This window comes from Nonomuraea sp. NPDC048882, assembly GCF_040649755.1.
Lineage (GTDB): Bacteria > Actinomycetota > Actinomycetes > Streptosporangiales > Streptosporangiaceae > Nonomuraea > Nonomuraea maheshkhaliensis.
The window spans coordinates 56,417-75,398 of sequence record NZ_JBEZGB010000018.1; the positions used below are offsets into that span (position 1 = coordinate 56,417).

Below are 18,982 nucleotides of genomic sequence, written 5' to 3' on the forward strand. Positions count from 1 at the left end.
CCTCACTCTCAAACCAGCGGTACGAGTCCCCTGGACCTCATGACCTCGCTCGCACCCGTCATCGAGGCGTTGCAGGAGGTCTCCATGGACCTCGGCAAGGTCCGGCTCGTGTGCGACTGGGTCCAGTACAAGTCGAACTTCCGCAACGCGGTCGACGTCCGGGCGATCCTGCCGCGCCCGGAGCTGAGCGCTGGGCCCGGCCCCGCCATCGTGCCGCTGGGCGTCCGGGACGACGACATAGAGATCGCGGTCGACGTACGACGCAGTCCCGGCATGTCCGTCGCGCAGGTCACCGCGGCACTGCGGCGAGAGAGCAGTCGCATCTGGCTGGAGGACTGGGGGCTGGGGAGCCGCAGTTGCGTGTGGGACTTCAACGCCCGCTACTGGAAGGACCTGGACCTGTGGGAGAAGTCCACCGGTCGGGGGTACGAGCAGGCCCTGCCGGGCGGTGTCAGCGACGCGCACAACCACGACGCCGCGCGCGCGGTGATCCGTGACCTCTTCGAGGTGTGGGACGCGCTGGCCGACGGTGACGCGTTGCCCGAGGAGCTCTACGTCGTCGAACTCGGGGTGGGCAACGGCACCCAGGCGAAGGTTTTCCTGGACGAGTTCCGCGTCCTCGACGCCGGGCACGGACGCGACTACTACCGGCGCCTGCACTACATGATGTGCGACTACTCCCCGCATGTGCTCGACCTGGCCCGCGAGGCGGTGGGCGAGCATCGGGCGCGGATCAGCTCGTTCGCGCTCGACGCCACGGCGCCGTCTACCACGCTCGGTTTCCTCAAGTACAAGGTCTTCCTCGTCTACATCTCCAATGTCTACGACAACCTGCCGACCGATGAGGTCGCCCAGCTGGGTGGCCGGACCTACTGCGTCCAGACGCGCGCCTACCTCAACGACACCGACGTGGCCGGGCTCGCCGAGTCGGCGGGGGTCGCAGCGGATGAGCTGCCGGCTCTGGTGCACAAGCTACTGCGGCTGGGGCCGGGGCTGCTGACCGAAGCCGATCCGGCCCGGTTCGCCGACGTGGAAGCCGCCGTCGCCTTCTGGCGGGCGGTGTGGGACGTGGTCCGGCTGGAGGAGCGCTACGTGCCGCTGCCTGGTCTCGACTTGTACTCCCTGGCCCCGGCCATGAGCGGGGAACTGCTGCGGCCGCTACTCGAATCCGGCGCTGACATCCGCATGCATGTCAGCAACGGGGCGGTGGCGAGCTTCGCCGACAGCCTGAGACTTCTGCATCCGTTCGGCAGGCTTGTCTGCCATGACCTGTTCGTCACCGATGTGCACGCGTACCGGGCGAACTTCCGAGGGCCGGGAAAGTACGAGGGGTCCGTCGTCAACTGGGTCAACGGACCACTGCTGGCGCATGTGGGCCGGCGCAACGGCTTCGACGTGCACTACGCGCCCTTCGCCCATCGGGTGGGCGGGAACATCGTCACGATGACGGCGCAGGTGAGGGACTGATGCCGGAGCTGATGAGCGGACTACCACTGCTCCCCACCAGCGTCGTGGGGTCCTACCCGGTGCCGGAGTGGATGGAGCGGTTGAAGACCGACTACTACCGCGGCCGGATGAGTCACGCGCAACTCCAAGATCTGCACGACATGGCGATCAAGGCAGCGCTCCGCGACCAGGAACTGGCCGGTATCGACATCGTTTCCGACGGCGAACTGCGCCGCGACAATGACATCGACTACTTCCTGGCCAGGATGCCGGGCATCGATATCCCGCGGACCTCGAAGGACTTCTACTTCGACTACTACGAGGCCAAGGTCAGCGAGCGGCTGCCCGTCCCGGTCACGGCGCCGATGATGCTGGCCGACGACTTCGCCTTCACCGCCGAGCAGACTTCGGGCCCGGTCAAGTTCTCCTTCACCGGGCCGTTCTCGCTGTCGCGGCGAATACGGAACGAAGCGTACGACGACCCCCGCGAGCTGGTGCTGGCGATTGCGCGCGTGCTCAACGGCGAGGCACGTGCGCTGGCCGCACGCGGTGCGCGGCTCCTGCAGATCGACGAGCCTTTCCTGGCCGGATACCCCGGTGAGGTGGAGACCGCGATCAGAGCCGTCAACATCGTGACCGAGGGCGTCGACGTCACTTGGGCGCTGCACATCTGTTACGGCAACCGCTCCGCGCGCCCTTCATGGGGGGGCCATTACGACTTCTTGTTCCCCGCGGTGCTCGACGCCAAGGTCGACCAGTTCGTCCTGGAGTTCGCCCGCAAAGGGTACGCGGATCTGCCAGTGATCGAGAAGTTCGGCTCGGGCCGCACGATCGGGCTCGGCGTCATCGACGTCAAGTCCGCCGAAGTGGAGGCCCCGGAGGCGGTCGCGGCCGGAATTCGGAGTGCGCTCAGTTTCGTCCCGGCCGACCAGTTGGTCATCAACCCCGACTGTGGACTGCGCAACATCTCCGCGCCCCTCGCCAGGGCCAAACTCGCGGCCATGGTCGCCGGAGCCGCCACGGTGCGGTCTGAGCTGACCGGCGCCGTCCACCCCCTGAACCCGCTCAAACCATCGCCACAGGAGCCTGCGCCATGAGTCAGCCGGGAATCGACGACGACTATGTGTTCACCTCCGAGTCCGTGACCGAGGGCCACCCCGACAAGATCGCCGACGCGGTGTCGGACGGCGTGCTGGACGCGGCACTGACCCTCGACCCCAACTCCCGGGTCGCCTGCGAGACCCTGATCACCACTGGCATGGTCGTCCTGGCCGGGGAGATCACCACGCCGCAGGTGCTCGACTACACGCGGATCGTCCGGGACACCATTAACCGGATCGGCTACGACAACGGCGACTACGGCTTCGACGGTCACTCGTGCGCCGTCCTGGTGGCGCTCGACAAGCAGTCACCCGACATCGCGCAGGGCGTCGACCTGGCGCACGAGCACCGCAGCGACCGCTCCGGCGACGAGCTCGACCGCGCGGGCGCCGGCGACCAGGGCATGGTGTTCGGCTACGCCACCGACGAGACGCCGGAACTCATGCCGATGCCGATCGCGCTGGCGCACCGCCTGTCCCGCAGGCTTGCCGCGGTGCGCAAGGACGGGACGCTCGGCTACCTGCGCCCAGACGGCAAGACGCAGGTGTCGGTGCGCTACCAGGGCGATGTCCCCGTCGGCGTTGAGCAGGTCCTGATCTCGACCCAGCATGCCGAGGAGACGCCCCTGGAGCAGATCCGCGAAGATCTCTGGCGTCATGTCGTCTCCGAGGAACTGCCGGCCGAGCTGTACGACGCCGACGTCCTGCACCGTCGCCTGCTGGTCAACCCCACCGGCAGGTTCGTCATCGGCGGCCCCGCGGGTGACGCGGGCCTCACCGGACGCAAGATCATCGTTGACACGTACGGGGGATTCGCCCGGCATGGCGGCGGCGCCTTCTCCGGCAAGGACCCCTCGAAGGTCGACCGGTCCGCCGCCTACGCGGCACGCCACGTCGCCAAGAATGTCGTCGCCGCGGGCTTGGCCCGCCGGGCGGAGGTGCAGGTCGCGTACGCCATCGGGGTGGCCAGGCCGGTGTCGGTGCTCATCGAGACGTTCGGCACCGAGCGGGTGAGCCGTTCGGTGATCAGGAAGCTGGTGGCCGAGCACTTCGACCTGCGTCCCGCCGCGTTCCGCAAGTACCTCGGGTTGCACAGCCCCATTTACCGCCAGACCGCCGCTTACGGACATTTCGGTCGTACGGACCTCGACCTGCCGTGGGAGCGGACCGATCGGGCCGATCTGCTCCGCCGGGCGGCCGCGCTGTCCGCCGACTCCGTCCCGGCCACGCTGTGACCCCCACGGAGACCCCCACGGGGACCCCCACGGGGACCCCCACGGATCCAGATGTCGGCCGGCTGGTCGTGTCCTGCACCGACCGGCCGGGTATCGTCGCCTGCGTCTCGTCGTTCCTCTACCGACGTGGCGCCAACATCGTGCAGTCCGACCAAGATTCCACCGGGGCCGCAGGCGGCCGCTTCTTCCTGCGCGTCGTATTCCGCCTGGCGGGGCTGGACAAGGAACTGCCCCGGCTGGAACGGGAATTCCAGGAGGACGTCGCGGCGCGGCTCGGCGCGGACTTCCGTCTCCGCGCCGCCTCCGCGCCGACCCGGGTGGCGCTCTTCGTCTCGCGATACGACCACTGCCTGCTGGATCTGCTCTGGCGGGCCCGCCGGGGAGAGGTCCCCATCGAGGTGTGCCAGGTCATCTCCAACCATCCAGACCTCGCCGACGAGGTGGCCTCGTTCGGCGTGGCGTTCGAGCACATCCCGGTGACCAGGGCCACCAAACCGGCGGCCGAGCAGCGCCAGCTCGACCTCTTGCGGGGCCGGGTCGATCTGATCGTGCTGGCCCGCTACATGCAGGTGCTTTCGGCCGACTTCCTGGACCGGGCCGGAGTACCGGTGATCAACATCCACCACTCCTTTCTGCCCGCCTTCGCCGGTGCCGGGCCGTACGAGCAGGCCAAGGAGCGCGGCGTGAAGCTCATCGGGGCGAGCGCGCACTACGCCACCGAGGAACTCGACGAGGGACCGATCATCGAGCAGGACGTCGTCCGGGTGTCGCATCGCGCAAGTGTGCAGGAGCTGACGCGGCGCGGCGCCGACATCGAGCGGACTGTGCTGGCCAGAGCCGTGGCCTGGCACTGCGAGGACCGCGTCCTGGTGAACGGCCGCACCACAATCGTCTTCTGACCGTATCGCTGAGGAGTAGCCGTGTCCGTAGGGAGGACCGCCGTGGTCGGATCGATCGCCACCGACCACCTGATGCACTTTCCCGGCCGCTTCGCGGAACATCTGGTGGCCGACCGGCTCGATCGGGTGTCCCTGAGCTTCCTGGTCGACGATCTTGTCGTCCACCGTGGCGGGGTCGGCGCGAACATAGCCTTCGGCATGGGGGTTCTGGGGCAACGACCGGTGCTCGTGGGAGCGGTTGGCGCCGACTTCGCCGGCTACCGGGCGATCCTGGAACAGCACGGCGTCGACTGCGGCGGCGTCCTCACCGTCGAGACGGCCCACACCCCGCGCTTCACCTGCACGACCGATGACGAGCAGTGCCAGCTCGCGTCGTTCTACCCGGGGGCGATGACGGAGACGAAGAACATCTCCCTCGCCCCGATCGTGGAGCGGTACGGCATCGAGCTGGTGCTGGTCGGCGCGAGCGATCCAGGCGCGATGGTCGCGCAGACCAACGAGGCCAGGGCACTGGGCGTGCCGTTCGCCGCCGACCCCTCGCAGCAACTTCCTCGCCTCGACGGCGACCAGTGCCGCGCGCTGGTCGACGGCGCACGCTACCTCTTCACCAACGAGTACGAGCTGGAACTGCTGATTCGCAAAACCGGCTGGAAGGCCGACGAGCTCACTGACCGGGTCGGCCTGCGAGTGACCACCCTGTCCGACCGAGGCGCCGACATCGTGAGCCGCGACGGCGGCTCACTGCACGTCGGTGTGGTGACGGCCCGGACGATCGCCGACCCGACCGGCGTCGGCGACGGATTTCGGGCCGGCTTCCTGGCCGGCGGGAACAGCGGGCTGGGGCTGGAGCGGGCCGCTCAGCTCGGGGCGCTGGTCGCCACGCTGGTGCTGGAGACGAACGGTGCCCAGGAGTGGGTCATCGACGCCGACACCGGCGTGGCCCGGCTGCGTGAAGCCTACGGCGAGCAGGCGGCGGCGGACATCGAGCCGGTGCTACGTGCAGCCCCGACCTGAGCGGCGGCGCCGGCATTCCGGCCACGCATTCTTGCCGTGGCCGCCGGCATTCCGGCCACGTATTCTTGTCGTGGCGCACCCTGTGCGCCACGAAGTGCAAGGAGATGCGGCATGCGAAGCCTCGGGTACGTCGGCGTGCAGTCCGCGTCGGCGCGGGACTGGCTGGACTTCGGGCCGCGTGTCTTCGGCTTCGAGACCTACCAGCTTCCGGACGGCACGGTCCGGGTGCGCTGGTGCGACCGGTCGCACCGCCTCGCGATCCACCCGGGTGACTCCGATCGGCTGCTCTATCTTGGCTGGGAGATCGGCGCCGAGGAGTCACTGGAGGACGTCGCGGCCCACCTGAGCGCCGCCGGGTTCGAGGTGACGGCGGGTTCGGCGCGTCTGGCGGCGGCCCGCTCGGTCGAGCGGCTCATCGCCTTCATCGACCCCTTCGGCCTTCGGCACGAGTTCTTCGTCGGCCCGCAGGAGACGGCGGGCTCCTACCAGGGGCAGCGGCCGACGTCGCGGACCGTCACCGGAGCGCTCGGCCTCGGCTTCGTCGTGCTGTGGGTGCCCGACCTCCAACGGGGGCTCGACTTCTACACCAATGTGATGGGCATGAAGGTGTCCGACGCGATCAACCTCGGCGCGCACCTCGGCGAGATGTGGTTCCTGCGCTGCAACCCGCGCCACCACAGCATCGCCCTGCTGGAGGGAACCGGCACTCTCCGGCTTGAGCACCTGATGATCGAGGCGACCACGCTGGAGGAGGTGGAGATCGCGTGGGAGCTTGCCCGACGCGAGATGGACGCCTTCGTCAGCCCCGGCCGCCGGCTGTCGGACAACATGTTCCTGTTTCGCGTGCACACCTCGACCGGCTTCAATGTCGGCTACGGGTGGGGTGCGACCCAGGTGGATGACGAGGAGAGCTGGATCCCGCGGTACATCGACTCGTCGACCGGTGCGGGCGTCGTCTATTCCGCCGCCGCCGTCGTGACGGCGAGTGACCCTTCCGCCGAGGTCAAGCACTGACCTCAAGGACATCGATGATCTCCAAGGCGACCTGCACGGCGAGGCGGTCGCGATAGGTGTTCAGGTCCAGCCCGGTGATCTCCTCGATCCGGTGAATTCGATAGGTGACCGTGTTGGGATGCACGTGCAGGAGCTTGGACGCCCGTTGCGGGCTGTTGTTCTCCTGGAAATAGCAGATCAGCGTGGCGATGTACTCCGAATGGTGCTTCTTCTCGTGGCGCAGCACCTCGCCGAGGATGTCAGTGGCGAACTCACGCAGCGTCTCGATGTCGGGCACCTGGAGCAGCAGGCGGCTGATGCCGAGCTTGTCGAAGGCGACCACGGCGCCGCGCCGGCCGAGCCGCCGGATCACCTCGATGGTCCGCCGTGCCTCCTCGTACGAGCGAGCGATGTGCGCCGGTTCGCGGAACGCGCCACCGACGCCGATGGACACGCCGACATCGGGGAACAGCGCCCCGAGTCGCTGCATGCACAGAGCGCCGAGCTGCTCAGCCCTGGTGGTCGAACCCGGCGAGGTGTTCTCGGTCAGCACCACGATTACCTCGTCGGTGCGTACGGAGGTGATCGCATCCGGCGACTGGGCGAGGAACAGGCGGGCAGCCGCACCGGCGGCGCGTTCGGCGACGAGGGCGCTGCGCTGGGTGTCGCTCGCTGGGGACTCGAGAATGATCGACAAGACGCGGTGCTCACGCTCGGTGTCGTAGCCGAGATGTTGCGCCCAGCGCGTGACCTCGTCGTTGTCCCGGCCCGATCCGGACAGCAGCCCTTCGACGAGATCGTCACGGACCTGGCTGGCCGCCGAGAAGAAGACCCGCTCGCGGGCCAGGATGACCCCACAGATCGTCGCGGCATGCTCGGCGATCAGCAGGTCGATGTCCTCGCCCTGGTCGGGGGCCGCCGCGACGAGTGAGACGAGATAGGCGGGCACGGTGTCGCCGACGAGGATCGGGGCCACTATGCGGGCGCGGCCGCGCGCCGGGTCGGGCAGGCGGAGCGGGTGGCGGGACCTGCCGGCGCTGGCGAGCATGTGCGCCAGCCGGGGATGGATCAGATGGTCATGGACGTACTGGATGGCGCTGCCGTTGCTCTGTCCGGGTGAGGCGGCGGCGAGGATGCCCATCTTGTGGCTGATGACAGCCACCGTCACGTCGGTCCGCTGAGCGATGAGGTGGGCGACCGTGGCGATGTCGGCGTCCTGAAGAGCTAGTCCGGACAGGTGACGGTAGATCTCCACCAGGTCGCGAAGAGTCCGGTTCTCCTGGGTGATTTCGGTAGAACCGCTGGTGACACTGGTTCGGCCGGTGAACGGTGACTCTGCGGCCATGAGCGATTCCTAAGGTCGAACGCCAGGGTGCCATGTGCTTGTTTCGGGTGGGCACCGCCTTGCGATGGGGCACCCGGTAACGATCGCGAAACCGCCCATTTGCGCAACGACCCACCTCTTGACGCTTACGTAGCCGCAGTGCAGCATTGCATTCACAACTATTATACATTTTGTCCCATTATCGGACAACGGCGCAGTGGATCGATCCGGCCTTCCAGAGGTACGACAGTCCAGTCGTCGTGATCGGGTGGCCGCTGTGCGCGGGACCGGTGCGGCCGATGGCCGTTGTAGTGATCGGCATACTCGGTCAGCGCTCTCCGGCGGCCGGGCCGGTTCGGATACGTCCATCGGCGTCGGAGAAGGCGTCGGCGCCAGACGATCAGCCGCTACGTCACGGCTTCGCCTCCGTCCTGCTGGGCGCACGAAAGATCGAGGTCAGGAGTAACCGGGTCCCACCCGCGGCTCGTGGAACCGCCGCCCGCCGAGCGTCTCGGGGTCATACGTCGCCGGGCGCAACGTCATGGGCAGGGCGAACATGGGGAACAGGCCGAGGCCATGGAAAGCGGTGGCCAGCATGGCGCCCTGGCTTTACGGAACACATCGTCGTAAACTTTCGCGACAGGATGTTCCATAAAACGCAGGCAAGCCTGCAGTGAACCGACAGGATTCTCATGACCTCACCCGTCGATCGCGCCGAGCTCATCGAACTGCTCAGCCACTATGCCGACATAGCGGATCTGAAGGAGTTCACCGAACTGCCCCGCCGTGTCTTCACCGACCCGCTCACCATCGACTTCGAGTCGGTCACCGGCATGCCGCCCATGACCGTTCCGCTCAGCGAATACCTCGACAACGTCCGCGCCGCCTTCGCGCCCTTCACCGCGACCCACCATGCCATCACCGGCCACGTCGTCGAAGTGCACGGCGACAGCGCCACCGTTCACGCCCACGTTCGCGCCGACCACTGGCTTCCGGGCGAGCTCCCCGGCGACAGAGCACGTCACTGGCTGGTGGCCGGCTTCTATGACAACGAGGCGGTACGCACGCCGGACGGCTGGCGCCTCACAAGCGTCAAGCTCACCGCGACGCACCAGGAGAACACTCCCACCCCGGCCCCCGAGCAGGCCCGCTAGCGGCAGCGCGCCGAGGGAGGGCGGGCGAGATGCCGAGGATCCGGGGAGCCAGCATCGAGGAGCACCACGAGCTGGTATGGGCCGACCTCGCCGAGGCGATGCGGCACCTGCTGCTGGAGCGCGACTACGAGACGATCACCATGGGCCATATCGCGGCCCAGGCCGGGCTCGCACGCAACACGCTGTACAACTACGCCGGCGACAAGAGCACGCTGGTCCTGGCGCTGACCCGGCGGGCGGCCCGGCCCGTGGTCGAGCGGGTGGCCGCGATCGCGGCGCGCGGCGCCGACCCGGCCACGGAACGGATGCGGGAGATCATAGCGGTGGTCCTGGAGGCGTTCACGGACCAGATCCTGCAGCTGATGTTCCGGCCGGGCTCCGGTCCGCCGGGCGCCGAGGCGTCGAAGGAACCGGACGGCCCGTTCCACGCGATCGTGGTCGAGGTGGAGAACGTCGTCCGGGCCGGCATCGCACGAGTAGAGTTCCGCGACGTCGGCGACGTGCAGCTCACGGTGGAGTTGCTGTCGGGCGTCATGCGCGCGGGCGCCGAACGCATCGGCCGTACCCCGGCCGCCTTCGAGGTCACGGTCCGGGCAGCGCGAGAGATCATCCTTGCGTCACTGACCCGTCGCCCGAACTAGACCATGCCGAAAATCCACAGCCCGCGAGCAACCGACGTGTGCTTGGTCCGGGCGCCCAGGCCATGAACGGGGAGGCGTTCCGCGTCGAGCCGCACCGGGACGCGCCGCCGAGATCATCGACACCCCAAGCGAGAACGGGTTCCAAGGCGCCCTCATGTACGCCGGCCCGCGCACCACCGTCGACCTGAGCCTGGCGGCCGGCTCCTGCCGGGTCCACATCGTCGTGCACGACAGCGGCCCGCCCGACGCCGAACCCGCGTCGGCGGCCAACCGGCCTGAGCGCCGTTCTAACAGTCGTCTCAGGTTCGCTCGGTATGAAGTAGGCATCGCCGGGCGACGCGGGTCTCGGCCTCGCAGGCATGGCCGGACGCGCCGCGCTCTACGCCGGCACGGTCAGCGCCGGCCTCGCATCGGACGACGGCTGGACCGTCTACGCGACCCTGAAAGGCAGCCATTCATGATCTCTGTGCTCGTGGTGGACGCCCAGCCGCTGCAGCGCTTCGGGTTTCGCATGCTGCTGGAGAGCGCCCCCGACACCGAGATCGTCGGCGAGGCCGAGAACGGCGCCGAGGCCGTTCGGCGGGCCACCGAGCTGCATCCCGACGTGGTGCTGATTGACATCCGCATGCCGGGCGTCGATGGGATCGAGGCCACCCGGCGCATCGTCGCCGCCGGTGGGCGTTCGCGGATCCTGGTGCTGACGACGTTCGACGTGGACCGGTACGCGCTCGCCGCGCTGCGGGCCGGGGCGAGCGGTTTCCTGCTGAAGGACATCCACCCGGAGGAACTGCTCGCCGGCATCCGGGCCGTCGCCGCCGGGAACTCGGTGATCGCGCCGGCGCTGACCCGGCGGCTGCTCGACGCGTGCGCCGACCGGCTCGGCGATGACCTCTGCGGGCCCGTGCGGGCGGATCCCCGGCTGGGCTCCCTGACCGGCCGCGAGCGCGAGATCCTCGTCGCCATCGGCCACGGCCTCACCAACAGCGAGATCGCGCAACGGTTCACGCTGTCGGAGTCGACGGTGAAGACCCACGTCGGGCGGGTCCTCGCCAAGATCGGCGCACGGGACCGGATCCAGGCCGTCATCCTCGCCTACGACCTGAGACTCACCCGGCCGGCCGATTCAGCGCTTCATCTCGCGCGTCCGTCGGGGGCGCGACCGTAGTTCCCAGCCGCACCGCTCCGGGCCGATCCACTCCGCGTGATCGAACCGCTCCGCTGCCGGTCCGCCTGCAGCCGCCCACGTCACCGCCCGTCCGACCTCCACGACACCGCACGGGTGTGAGTTCAGTGCGGACGTGTGTGAGCTCAGAGCTGTTTTCGGCTTGTTGACCTCAGTGAGCTCACACACGTTCGACGCTTCGTCAGGACTTGCGGGGGGAGACCGACATGATGCCCGTGCACATCTCGTCGCTGGTGCCGTCGCCCCACACCACGTAGCGCGGTGGCAGCTTGCTCAGCCGCGGCAGCAGTTTGCGCAGCCCCGCGTCGTGCGTACACGTCACCCGCAGCGTGTCCCCCGGGCCGACCTCCACCGGCGACGGCAGCTTCATCAGCCGCTGGTTGTCGAAGTCGAACTGGGGCACGTCCAGCACGACCTTGGCCTTCGGCGTGCCCGGGTTGAGTTCGACCTTGATGGCCCGCCCGAGCAGGTGCATGTGGCCGAAACCGGCGAACAGCGTCGTCGGCGCCTCCACCTTGTGATCGCAGGTCTGGGTGTCACCGGGCTTCGGCGCGCCACCCCGGTTGCACTCCTCCACCTGACGGTCCGCCATCTCGCCGACATCCGGCCCGAACCGCTTCGTCACATCCGCGATCGAGGCCGCCCGGTCACAGAGCGGACCCGACTCGTCGGCGGCGCAGGGCAGGTCGATCGGCGCGTCGAGCGACCACGTCTCGAGTTCCCGGGTCTGCGGCGTGCCGTCCGTCAGCCGCAGCCGCACCGCCGAGCGGTCCGCCCCGGCCGGCTTGCCGTCGGTCACGAGCAGGTTGTAGTGCATCTGGAGGACGATCAGGCTGCCCGGCTCCAGCTTGAAGCCGGCGTCGTGGTCGAGCAGCGTCTCCGTGGCGCCCGGCGCCCAGGTGTCCACCCACGCCGCGTCCCCCTCTTCCACCTCGGCGCCGGCCACGCCGGTCCCGCCGAAACACCGCCAGCCGAGGCCGGGGGTCTTCGCGTCATGCTCGCGCACCGCGGCAGCGCCGCCCGGCGGCACCGCGTACACGATGGCGTGGTGCGCGATGGGGACGTTCTCCGGCATGACCTGGGTTCCGGTCAGGAACGCCGCCTTGCTCAGGCCCGGATCGATCACCTGGCACCGGTACTCGTCCGTGCCGCCCTCCGGCGGCACGGGCGTGTAGGCCTGGGCCATCTTCAGGTTGACGAACCGCTCGCCGGCCCGCAGCGGCTGCGGTGGAGCCGATGGCCTGCCCGCGTGCGCGCCGTGCGAGCCGGCTGCGGCGGGCGCCGCTCTCTTGTCGGCGTCCGACCCGCAGGCGGCGACAGCGAACGCCGTCGCCAGCGCCATGGTGGCCGCCCCTAACCTCCGAAGTGGACTCTCAGGTTTCGTCATAGCCCTGAACGCTAGGCCCGATTCCGTCCCGTTTCGTCGTACTGCGGTCGTCATCTTCGGGAGGGAGGTAGTACCACGGTACTTCTCTCCGGAGCGCCGTTCGACGGCCAGGGCCTCAATATCACCTCGGCAGGCCTGGTCCTGGCGGCGCGTTCGCGGGTCCTCGCCACGCTTCCGCTGGTGATGCCGATCGAGGTCGGGCTCCTGGTCGCCTTCGGCGTCCTGCTCGACGCCCTGCTGGAGCTGCCGGACCGTCAACGGCCGCTCGTGGACGATGAGGAGCCCACGCTGCAACGGTGAGTGCGGCGGCACGGACGAGATCCGGGACGGGGACCCAGGCCGTCCCGGATCCTTTCATGGACCCGACGGTCGCCGCCCTTTGCTCCTGCGCCGCGCCGCCGGGGCGGTTCAGCGCACCGCGGTGTCCTCCCCGGCGGTGAGCCGCGCGATCGGGGCGGCCGGAAGGTCGACCCGAAGCAGCGCGCCACCGCGTGGGGAGCGGGCGACGGTGGCCCGGCCGCCGTGGGCGTCGACGACCCGCTGCACGATCGACAGCCCCAGACCGGATCCCGGCAACGCCCGGGCGCTGTCGGCACGGTAGAACCGGTCGAACACCCGCGGTACGTCGGCGGCATCGATGCCCGGCCCGGCGTCGTCGACCTCGAGCACCGCCGACGCGCCCTGGGCACGGAGCCGGACCTGGACCGGTTGGTCCACGGGGGACCATTTGCCGGCGTTGTCGATGAGGTTGAGCACCGCCCGTTGAAGCGCGGCGGGACGCCCGCTCACCCACACGGAGGTCACGTCGAGCGCGACCTCGATGTCGGGCACGCGGGAACGCGCCTGGGTCGCGGCGGCCACCACTACGTCGGCGAGGTCGAGCAGTTCGGTGCTCTCGTCGCTGACGTCACCGCGCGCCAGGTCGGTCAGCTCGGCGACAAGGGTGCTCAACTCGGCCACCTGAGCGCCGAGATCGTTGAGCAGCCGGGTCCGGCTCTCCGCCGGCAGTGCGCTGTCCAGGGTGCCGCGCCGATCGAGCCGGATCAGCAGCTCGATGTTGAGGCGCAGGCTGGTGAGCGGGGTCTTGAGCTCGTGGGCGGCGTCCTCGGCGAGCAGCCGCTGGGCCCGCCGGGAGTCCCGGAGCGCGGCGAGCATGTCGTTGATCGACTGGATCAGCCGCCGGATCTCCCCACCGCCCTCGTCCGGGATGTCGGCGTCGAGATCCCGGGTGCGCGCGACACGGACCGCGGCGGCGGTCAGCCGGTCGATCGGTGCCAGCCCGGTCCGCGCCACGGCCCGCCCGACAAGGGCGCCGCTGACCACGCAGAGCAGCCCGATCAGCAGCATGCCCAACCCGAACCGGTTGATCGGGCTGTCGTCGGCGACGCGGGCCACCTGGACCGCGCCGTCGCCCGCCCGCAGCGTGTAGATGAGGTAGCCGTCGTCGTCGCTGTCGCCCGACTCCATCAGGTCGGCCGACGCGCCCCGCGCCACGCGCCCGGCGTGCTCGCTGACCGGGGGCAGCGCGGGCTGGCCGGCCGGCGTCCGGATCGAGCCGTCGGGCAGGATGACCCGCACCAGCCGACCGGATCCGGGATACGGCAGTAGCTGGACCTGCGCCAGACCGGCGCGCTCCGCGTTCGTCGCCAGGACGCGGGAGTCGGCGCGTAACTGATCCTCCGCGGTGTCCTGCAGCTCCCCGTCCAGTAGCTCGCTGGCCACCTGGAAGGCCACGAACACGCTGACCGCGATGGCTATCGCCGCGATCACCGTCAGCCTGGTCCGCAGGGACCGCCGGCGCCACCAACGGGTCAGCCGGCGCGAACCCCGGCCGGCGGGCCTGCTCACGGAGGAGTCTCCCGCAACGTGTACCCAAAGCCGCGCAGCGTGTAGATCAATCGCGGCTCACCCTCGGCCTCCATCTTGCGGCGCAGGTAGCTCACGTACACCTGGAGGTTGTTGGAGGTGACGCTCATGTCGAAGCCCCAGATCGCCTCGAACAGCGCATCTCGGGTCAATACCCGGGTCGCGTTGCGCACGAGGATCTCCAACAGGGAGAACTCGGTCCGGGTCAGGCGGAGCGGCCGCCCGCCCCGCCACGCCTCGAACCTGTCGGGATCGACCCGGACGTCGGCGAACGTCAGGATCTGCGACTCATCGTCGCCCGGCGCGCGGCGGCGCAGCAGGGCCCGGACCCGAGCCAGCAACTCCTCCGTGGCGAACGGCTTGGGCAGATAGTCGTCGGCGCCCGCGTCCAGCCCCGCGACCCGGTCGGAGACCTGATCCCGGGCGGTCAGCATCAGCACCGGCAGGTCCCGACCCGCCGCCCGCAACCGCCGGCAGGTCTCCAACCCCCCGAGGCGGGGCATCATCACGTCGAGGATCAGCAGATCCGGCGCGTCGCCACCGACCCCGTCGAGCACAGCGAGACCGTTGGCGACAGTGCTGGTGTCGTAACCCTCGACCTGGAGCACCCGCTCCAGCGACTCACGGATGGCCGCCTCGTCATCCGCGATCATGATCCGCACGCCGGCCCGCCCCCCTCTGGTCGATGCTTTAGCCGCTCATTGTCCCCGATCAACCTGAGGCCAGGATTAGAGCGTCGCCGCTGTGGTACCCGCGGGCCGTGCTCTTACGGATGCCTAAGTGGTCCGGCCCGGAAGTCTCTCGGGGGTTGACGGGCTGGGGGGCCGGTGAACCAGGGTGCGGCTTCGTAGCGGTCGTTGCTGGGGGTGTGGATGGCCAGCCCCCAGTAGGTGGCCGAGCCGCCGGAGTTTCGCCGGCAGACGGTGGGGCTGGTGCGCGCGGGACGGACACCGGAGGAGCTGGCCAAGGAGTTCCAGCCCTCCGCGCAGTCGATCCGTACCTGGGTGCGCCATGCCGATCTGGATGACGGCCGCCGCCAGGACGGGCTGACCAGCGCTGAGAAGGACGAGCGCCGACGCCATTCCGCCAACGGCCAGCTCAGCGCACCCGAATACGAACGTCGACACATGCTCAAGAACGCCCAAGACCTCGACTATGCTGCCGCGTAGTCGCAAGCCCTGATGTGTCTACCGAACCGGGGCAACTCCACCCGGGCCACCAGGGCCGTGTAGACGGCTTGTCCTTTCCGGTCATCGCCTTTGCCGACCGCCGTGACTACAGAGGGTAGGCATCCTGAAATGACTGAGATGGCCGATGCAGGACCGTTCTTCCGTTCGGGGACGAAGGTGCCGCGGAGTGGCAGGCGGTGCACGCCGATTGGCCCGCGCGCCGAATGCGGAGGGCGCCGAGCAGGCGGAAGGAGAGCGAGCGACTGATGGTTGCCGGGAACCTTGTTCTCATCGCCGGCGCAGGTGGGACAGGCCGCACGGTGCTCGACCAGTTGCGGGCGCAGGGCGTGCCAGTGCGGGCGATGGTCCGCCGTGACGACGAGCGTGCGGCCGAGTTGCGTGCCCTCGGGGCGGACGTCGTCGTCGGGGACCTGACTCGGCCCGAGGACGTCGCGGCCGCGCTGGAGGGCGTCGGGCGGATGTACTTCTCGATGCCCGTGTCACCGGACCATTTGCTGGCGGCGACCGTGGTGGCCACCGTGGCGCGGGAAGGTGGAGAGCTGGACGTTCTGGTGGGTATGTCACAGATGGTGGTGTCGGAGATGACCGCCACCAGCGCCGGCGGGGCGGAGTCGCATCAGCAGCGGCTGCACTGGCTGGCTGAGCAGGTATTCGATTGGTCTGGCCTGCCAGTGGTGCACATCCGGCCGACGGTGTTCATGGAAAATCCGCTGTTCACCGCGTTGGCCGCCCGGTCGATCCGGGAGACCGGCACGATCGCGCTGCCATTCGGCGCCGGACGCACGGCACCGGTCGCCGTGGACGATGTCGCCCGGGTGATCACCACTGTGCTCCGCGACCCGGCTCCGCACGTCGGGCACGCGTACGAGCTTGCCGCGCCACGCATGGTCGACATGACCGAGATGGCGGAGGAGTTTTCACGGGCGTTGGAGCGTCCGGTGTCCTATGTGGATGTGCCGCTGGACCGGTGGCGGGCGGAGGTGCTCGCCGAAGCGGGGCTGCCGCCCCATGTTGAACAGCACCTCGCCACCATCTTGATCCGGCTGCACGAGGATAACCGCTATGACGGCCCGTCCGACGACGTCGAACGCGTGACGGGCGTACCCGCCCAGACGATCGAGGCGTTCGTGGCTGCTCGCAGGGACTTCTACCTGGGTTGAGCCGCGGCGGTCGCCGACACGCAGCACCCGCACGGCGGGTTCGGGACGGCGGCTCGGAGAAACGGACCGGTGGCAACACCGACACCGCGCTCCGAGCCGACCGCACAAGGCCACGTCGAGGTCCAGGGGGACCGCGCCCGGACGGTCAGCCGGCGGCTACGGCGGTCAGTTCGTCCAGGACCAAAGTGCCGGTGTAGCGGGTGCCAGGGTTGATCTCGTTGAAGAAGATGCGGCGCAGGCTCACCGGGTACGCCATCCCGTCCGGCACGTCGTACGTGATCTGCTGCCAGCCGGGCTCGGTGATGAAGGCGGGTTCGATCGTGTGCAGGGTGCCGTCGCGGTCGACGACCTCCAGGCGGGTCCGCTGGTCGTGGCCTTCGGAGTTCACCCACAGCTTGAACGCCGTCGGCTGCCCGGCCACCGGGAGAAGGTTGGCGGACGGCCAGATGCCGACGCCGCGCGTCTCCGTGCTCTGGGTGAAGTCGTAGTCCAGCTTCAGTCCGTTCCCGGCGTGGCCGTCAGGGGTGGAGGAGGCGGTGCCGGTGGCGCGCAGGCTCCAGAAGTTCCAGTTCGAGGTGTCGTCGAAGGTGTCCACGACGTCCTGGGACGTCCCGATGCCGACCACCAGCTCAGTCCGCACGCCGCCGGCGGACACCGTGACGACGTGCTCGCCCTCGGCAGCGCGGGCGGTGACGGTGAACGCGCCGGTGCCGGTCGCGGCCACGGCCAGCGCTGTCTTGTCGTAGGTGAGGTGGACGTCGGCGGGGTCGATGGGGGCCGCGTAACCGGCGGAGTCGGCGCCGTTGACCTCGAAGGTTGCCTGGGCGCCCTTGGTCAGCAGGTTGATGCGGCGGGTGCCGGTCTCCAGGCGGGCCAGCCGGCCCAGCACGGTGAGGTCGATGTCTCCGGTGGCCTTGCCGTGCTTGGCCGTCACGGTCGTCTCACCGGGCGACAGCGCGTGGAAGACGCCGGAGTGGTCGACGCGGCCGATGCGGCTGTTCTTGATCCGCCACTGCGGCTTGATCGTGCGGGGCAGCTGGGCGGGACCGTACGTCTCGTCGTACGCGGCCGCCGTCAGCCGGCGGGTGAGGCCGGGGAAGACCCGCTCCGTCCGCCACGACGCGGCGGCCGAAGGCCCGGGGAATCGGTCGCGTTCGGTCGCCGTGTCCACCCAGAAGCCCTTGGCCTTGCCACTGCCGGCAGGCAGGAACAGGGCCAGCCCGGTCGGCACGGGACGGGTGCCCGCCGCGTCGGACGGCCGGTTGACGAGGTCTGCCTGCTTCTGGCCGGGTTCGCGTACAACGAGCGTCGTCGAGCCGCCGCCGTCGAGGTTGAGCGCGCTGTGGGCGCCCAGGCCGGCCATCATCTCGGCCAGCTCGTTCAGCCCGATACCGCGGGAGAACTCGGGCTGCCGGCCGTCCACCGCGACCAGCCACATCTTGGTCCCGTCTGCGGAGAAGCCGACGGCGGTCCTGGGCTCCGGCGTGTTGTTCTCGGGCGGGAGTTCGAGCGGCTTGCCGTCCGCGACGATGAGCTGTCGTCCGCTCACGGCCGCCTTGACCTTCATGTCGCCGGGAGCCCGTACGGCATAATCCACGGAGACCGGGTCGCCGACCCGCAGCGCGGACAGCGCGTCGGCACCGGCCTCGCGTCCTACCAGCACGAACGTGCCTTCGGCGAGCGCGCCCTCGCGGGGGACGTCCACCATCTCGGCCACGACGCCGTCGCGCACGACCACCTCGATGGTCCGGGCGACGCCCCTGACCGGATGGCAGCGGCAGTAGGTGCCCCAGACCGGGGTGAACATCCCGATCTGGTCCTTGAGCAGCTCGGCCTTGTTGAGCGCGTCCAGCGGGACGGTCCTGCCGGGCAGCTTGACGGTGCCCTCGAAGACGATCTCGCCGATGGCGCCGACCTGGTCCTCGGAGAACATCACCGCGGTCTGGTCCGTCTGCGTCGCCTTGGTGTTGGGCAGCGGCGACTGCAGCAGCTCGCCGTCCTGAACGGCCACGCCCCAGGGCGCGCCGGAGGCGGCGATGTCGAAGTAGTCGGCGTTCGTCGCCGCGATGGCGCCCGCTTCGCGTGCCATGTCGAGCAGCGGCCGCCGCGCGGCGACCTGGCCGGGGAACAGCCGCCCGATCCGCGCGCCGGCCTTCAGGTCGACGGACATCTGGTACGTCTGCAGCCAGCCGGGCTCCCCGGTGGCGCCGTCGGGCCCGTACAGCTCGACCGTGCTCAGCTCGACGCCAGGAGCGACCGGCTGAGTCTCCCGGTAGGTCTCGGTGCGGCCATCGAGCACGACCGCGGCGGCGGGAGCCGGTGTTCCCGCGTACGCCGGGCCGGTCAGGACGAGGGCGAGCGCCGTGGACAACAAACTCCATCGCATCAGA

Annotated in this window: 17 protein-coding genes; 11 read left to right on the top strand and 6 right to left on the bottom strand. The window is 69.5% G+C overall.

Features of this window, described 5'->3' with window-relative positions:
• Positions 1-39 precede the first annotated feature (39 nt).
• From AB0C27_RS44670 to AB0C27_RS44695, 6 genes are all read left to right on the top strand, one after another.
• Positions 40-1,467, top strand: a complete 1,428-nt coding sequence (locus AB0C27_RS44670; protein ID WP_357858286.1) for an SAM-dependent methyltransferase — start codon at positions 40-42, stop codon at positions 1,465-1,467.
• Positions 1,467-2,543, top strand: coding sequence for a hypothetical protein (locus tag AB0C27_RS44675; protein ID WP_357858289.1), 1,077 nt, complete (start codon positions 1,467-1,469; stop codon positions 2,541-2,543). Before AB0C27_RS44670 ends, AB0C27_RS44675 begins: the two co-directional genes overlap by 1 nt.
• Positions 2,540-3,781 (top strand): methionine adenosyltransferase, encoded by a 1,242-nt coding sequence (gene metK, locus AB0C27_RS44680; protein ID WP_357858292.1) that lies wholly within the window; start codon positions 2,540-2,542, stop codon positions 3,779-3,781. The genes AB0C27_RS44675 and metK overlap by 4 nt, the downstream gene beginning before the upstream one ends.
• A 62-nt stretch (positions 3,782-3,843) precedes the next feature.
• Positions 3,844-4,680 carry a formyltetrahydrofolate deformylase gene (purU, locus tag AB0C27_RS44685; protein ID WP_357858613.1) on the top strand — a complete coding sequence of 279 codons (837 nt, stop codon included), beginning with the start codon at positions 3,844-3,846 and terminating at the stop codon, positions 4,678-4,680.
• Between the two features lie 21 nt (positions 4,681-4,701).
• Complete coding sequence (locus AB0C27_RS44690) at positions 4,702-5,694, top strand: carbohydrate kinase family protein (protein ID WP_357858295.1); 993 nt, start codon at positions 4,702-4,704, stop codon at positions 5,692-5,694.
• Positions 5,695-5,805: 111 nt separating this feature from the next.
• On the top strand, positions 5,806-6,708 hold the full coding sequence (locus AB0C27_RS44695; RefSeq protein WP_357858298.1) for a VOC family protein: 903 nt from the start codon (positions 5,806-5,808) through the stop codon (positions 6,706-6,708).
• On the opposite strand, the gene AB0C27_RS44700 is transcribed toward AB0C27_RS44695, so the two are convergent.
• Positions 6,698-8,032: a helix-turn-helix domain-containing protein gene (locus AB0C27_RS44700; protein ID WP_357858301.1), complete on the bottom strand. Its 1,335-nt coding sequence runs from the start codon at positions 8,030-8,032 to the stop codon at positions 6,698-6,700. The two genes, AB0C27_RS44695 and AB0C27_RS44700, sit on opposite strands and share 11 nt — an antisense overlap.
• Positions 8,033-8,467: 435 nt before the next feature.
• Positions 8,468-8,608: a hypothetical protein gene (locus AB0C27_RS44705; protein ID WP_357858303.1), complete on the bottom strand. Its 141-nt coding sequence runs from the start codon at positions 8,606-8,608 to the stop codon at positions 8,468-8,470.
• A gap of 95 nt (positions 8,609-8,703) precedes the next feature.
• Between AB0C27_RS44705 and AB0C27_RS44710 the strand changes: the two genes are divergently transcribed.
• The 3 genes from AB0C27_RS44710 (at position 8,704) to AB0C27_RS44720 (ending at position 10,971) form a co-directional block, all read left to right on the top strand.
• Complete coding sequence (locus tag AB0C27_RS44710) at positions 8,704-9,165, top strand: nuclear transport factor 2 family protein (protein WP_357858306.1); 462 nt, start codon at positions 8,704-8,706, stop codon at positions 9,163-9,165.
• Between the two features lie 29 nt (positions 9,166-9,194).
• On the top strand, positions 9,195-9,806 hold the full coding sequence (locus AB0C27_RS44715) for a TetR/AcrR family transcriptional regulator (protein WP_357858309.1): 612 nt from the start codon (positions 9,195-9,197) through the stop codon (positions 9,804-9,806).
• Between the two features lie 457 nt (positions 9,807-10,263).
• Complete coding sequence (locus AB0C27_RS44720; RefSeq protein ID WP_357858312.1) at positions 10,264-10,971, top strand: response regulator transcription factor; 708 nt, start codon at positions 10,264-10,266, stop codon at positions 10,969-10,971.
• A 199-nt stretch (positions 10,972-11,170) separates the two neighbouring features.
• Here the strand turns inward: AB0C27_RS44720 and AB0C27_RS44725 are convergent, their stop codons facing one another.
• The 3 genes from AB0C27_RS44725 to AB0C27_RS44735 all read right to left on the bottom strand — a co-directional run bounded on the left by AB0C27_RS44725 (position 11,171) and on the right by AB0C27_RS44735 (position 14,904).
• On the bottom strand, positions 11,171-12,331 hold the full coding sequence (locus tag AB0C27_RS44725; protein WP_357858315.1) for a monooxygenase: 1,161 nt from the start codon (positions 12,329-12,331) through the stop codon (positions 11,171-11,173).
• Between the two features lie 453 nt (positions 12,332-12,784).
• The gene (locus AB0C27_RS44730) at positions 12,785-14,224 is read right to left on the bottom strand and encodes an ATP-binding protein (RefSeq protein WP_357858319.1); all 1,440 of its coding nucleotides are present in this window, start codon (positions 14,222-14,224) and stop codon (positions 12,785-12,787) included.
• On the bottom strand, positions 14,221-14,904 hold the full coding sequence (locus AB0C27_RS44735) for a response regulator transcription factor (protein WP_357858322.1): 684 nt from the start codon (positions 14,902-14,904) through the stop codon (positions 14,221-14,223). The genes AB0C27_RS44730 and AB0C27_RS44735 overlap by 4 nt, the downstream gene beginning before the upstream one ends.
• A gap of 228 nt (positions 14,905-15,132) precedes the next feature.
• Between AB0C27_RS44735 and AB0C27_RS44740 the strand changes: the two genes are divergently transcribed.
• Positions 15,133-15,411: a hypothetical protein gene (locus AB0C27_RS44740; RefSeq protein WP_357858626.1), complete on the top strand. Its 279-nt coding sequence runs from the start codon at positions 15,133-15,135 to the stop codon at positions 15,409-15,411.
• A gap of 266 nt (positions 15,412-15,677) precedes the next feature.
• Positions 15,678-16,592: an NAD(P)H-binding protein gene (locus AB0C27_RS44745; RefSeq protein ID WP_357858325.1), complete on the top strand. Its 915-nt coding sequence runs from the start codon at positions 15,678-15,680 to the stop codon at positions 16,590-16,592.
• Positions 16,593-16,737: 145 nt separating this feature from the next.
• On the opposite strand, the gene AB0C27_RS44750 is transcribed toward AB0C27_RS44745, so the two are convergent.
• The gene (locus AB0C27_RS44750) at positions 16,738-18,978 is read right to left on the bottom strand and encodes a phosphodiester glycosidase family protein (RefSeq protein ID WP_357858328.1); all 2,241 of its coding nucleotides are present in this window, start codon (positions 18,976-18,978) and stop codon (positions 16,738-16,740) included.
• Positions 18,979-18,982 lie beyond the last annotated feature (4 nt).

Bases quoted from the DNA above. Each gene is read 5' to 3' on its own strand.
- AB0C27_RS44670 (WP_357858286.1), top strand. From the start codon at position 40: ATGACCTCGCTCGCACCCGTCATCGAGGCGTTGCAGGAGGTCTCCATG.
- AB0C27_RS44675 (WP_357858289.1), top strand. From the start codon at position 1,467: ATGCCGGAGCTGATGAGCGGACTACCACTGCTCCCCACCAGCGTCGTG.
- metK (WP_357858292.1), top strand. From the start codon at position 2,540: ATGAGTCAGCCGGGAATCGACGACGACTATGTGTTCACCTCCGAGTCC.
- AB0C27_RS44695 (WP_357858298.1), top strand. From the start codon at position 5,806: ATGCGAAGCCTCGGGTACGTCGGCGTGCAGTCCGCGTCGGCGCGGGAC.
- AB0C27_RS44700 (WP_357858301.1), bottom strand. From the start codon at position 8,032: ATGGCCGCAGAGTCACCGTTCACCGGCCGAACCAGTGTCACCAGCGGT.
- AB0C27_RS44705 (WP_357858303.1), bottom strand. From the start codon at position 8,608: ATGCTGGCCACCGCTTTCCATGGCCTCGGCCTGTTCCCCATGTTCGCC.
- AB0C27_RS44710 (WP_357858306.1), top strand. From the start codon at position 8,704: ATGACCTCACCCGTCGATCGCGCCGAGCTCATCGAACTGCTCAGCCAC.
- AB0C27_RS44715 (WP_357858309.1), top strand. From the start codon at position 9,195: ATGCCGAGGATCCGGGGAGCCAGCATCGAGGAGCACCACGAGCTGGTA.
- AB0C27_RS44720 (WP_357858312.1), top strand. From the start codon at position 10,264: ATGATCTCTGTGCTCGTGGTGGACGCCCAGCCGCTGCAGCGCTTCGGG.
- AB0C27_RS44725 (WP_357858315.1), bottom strand. From the start codon at position 12,331: ATGGCGCTGGCGACGGCGTTCGCTGTCGCCGCCTGCGGGTCGGACGCC.
- AB0C27_RS44745 (WP_357858325.1), top strand. From the start codon at position 15,678: ATGGTTGCCGGGAACCTTGTTCTCATCGCCGGCGCAGGTGGGACAGGC.
- AB0C27_RS44750 (WP_357858328.1), bottom strand. From the start codon at position 18,978: ATGCGATGGAGTTTGTTGTCCACGGCGCTCGCCCTCGTCCTGACCGGC.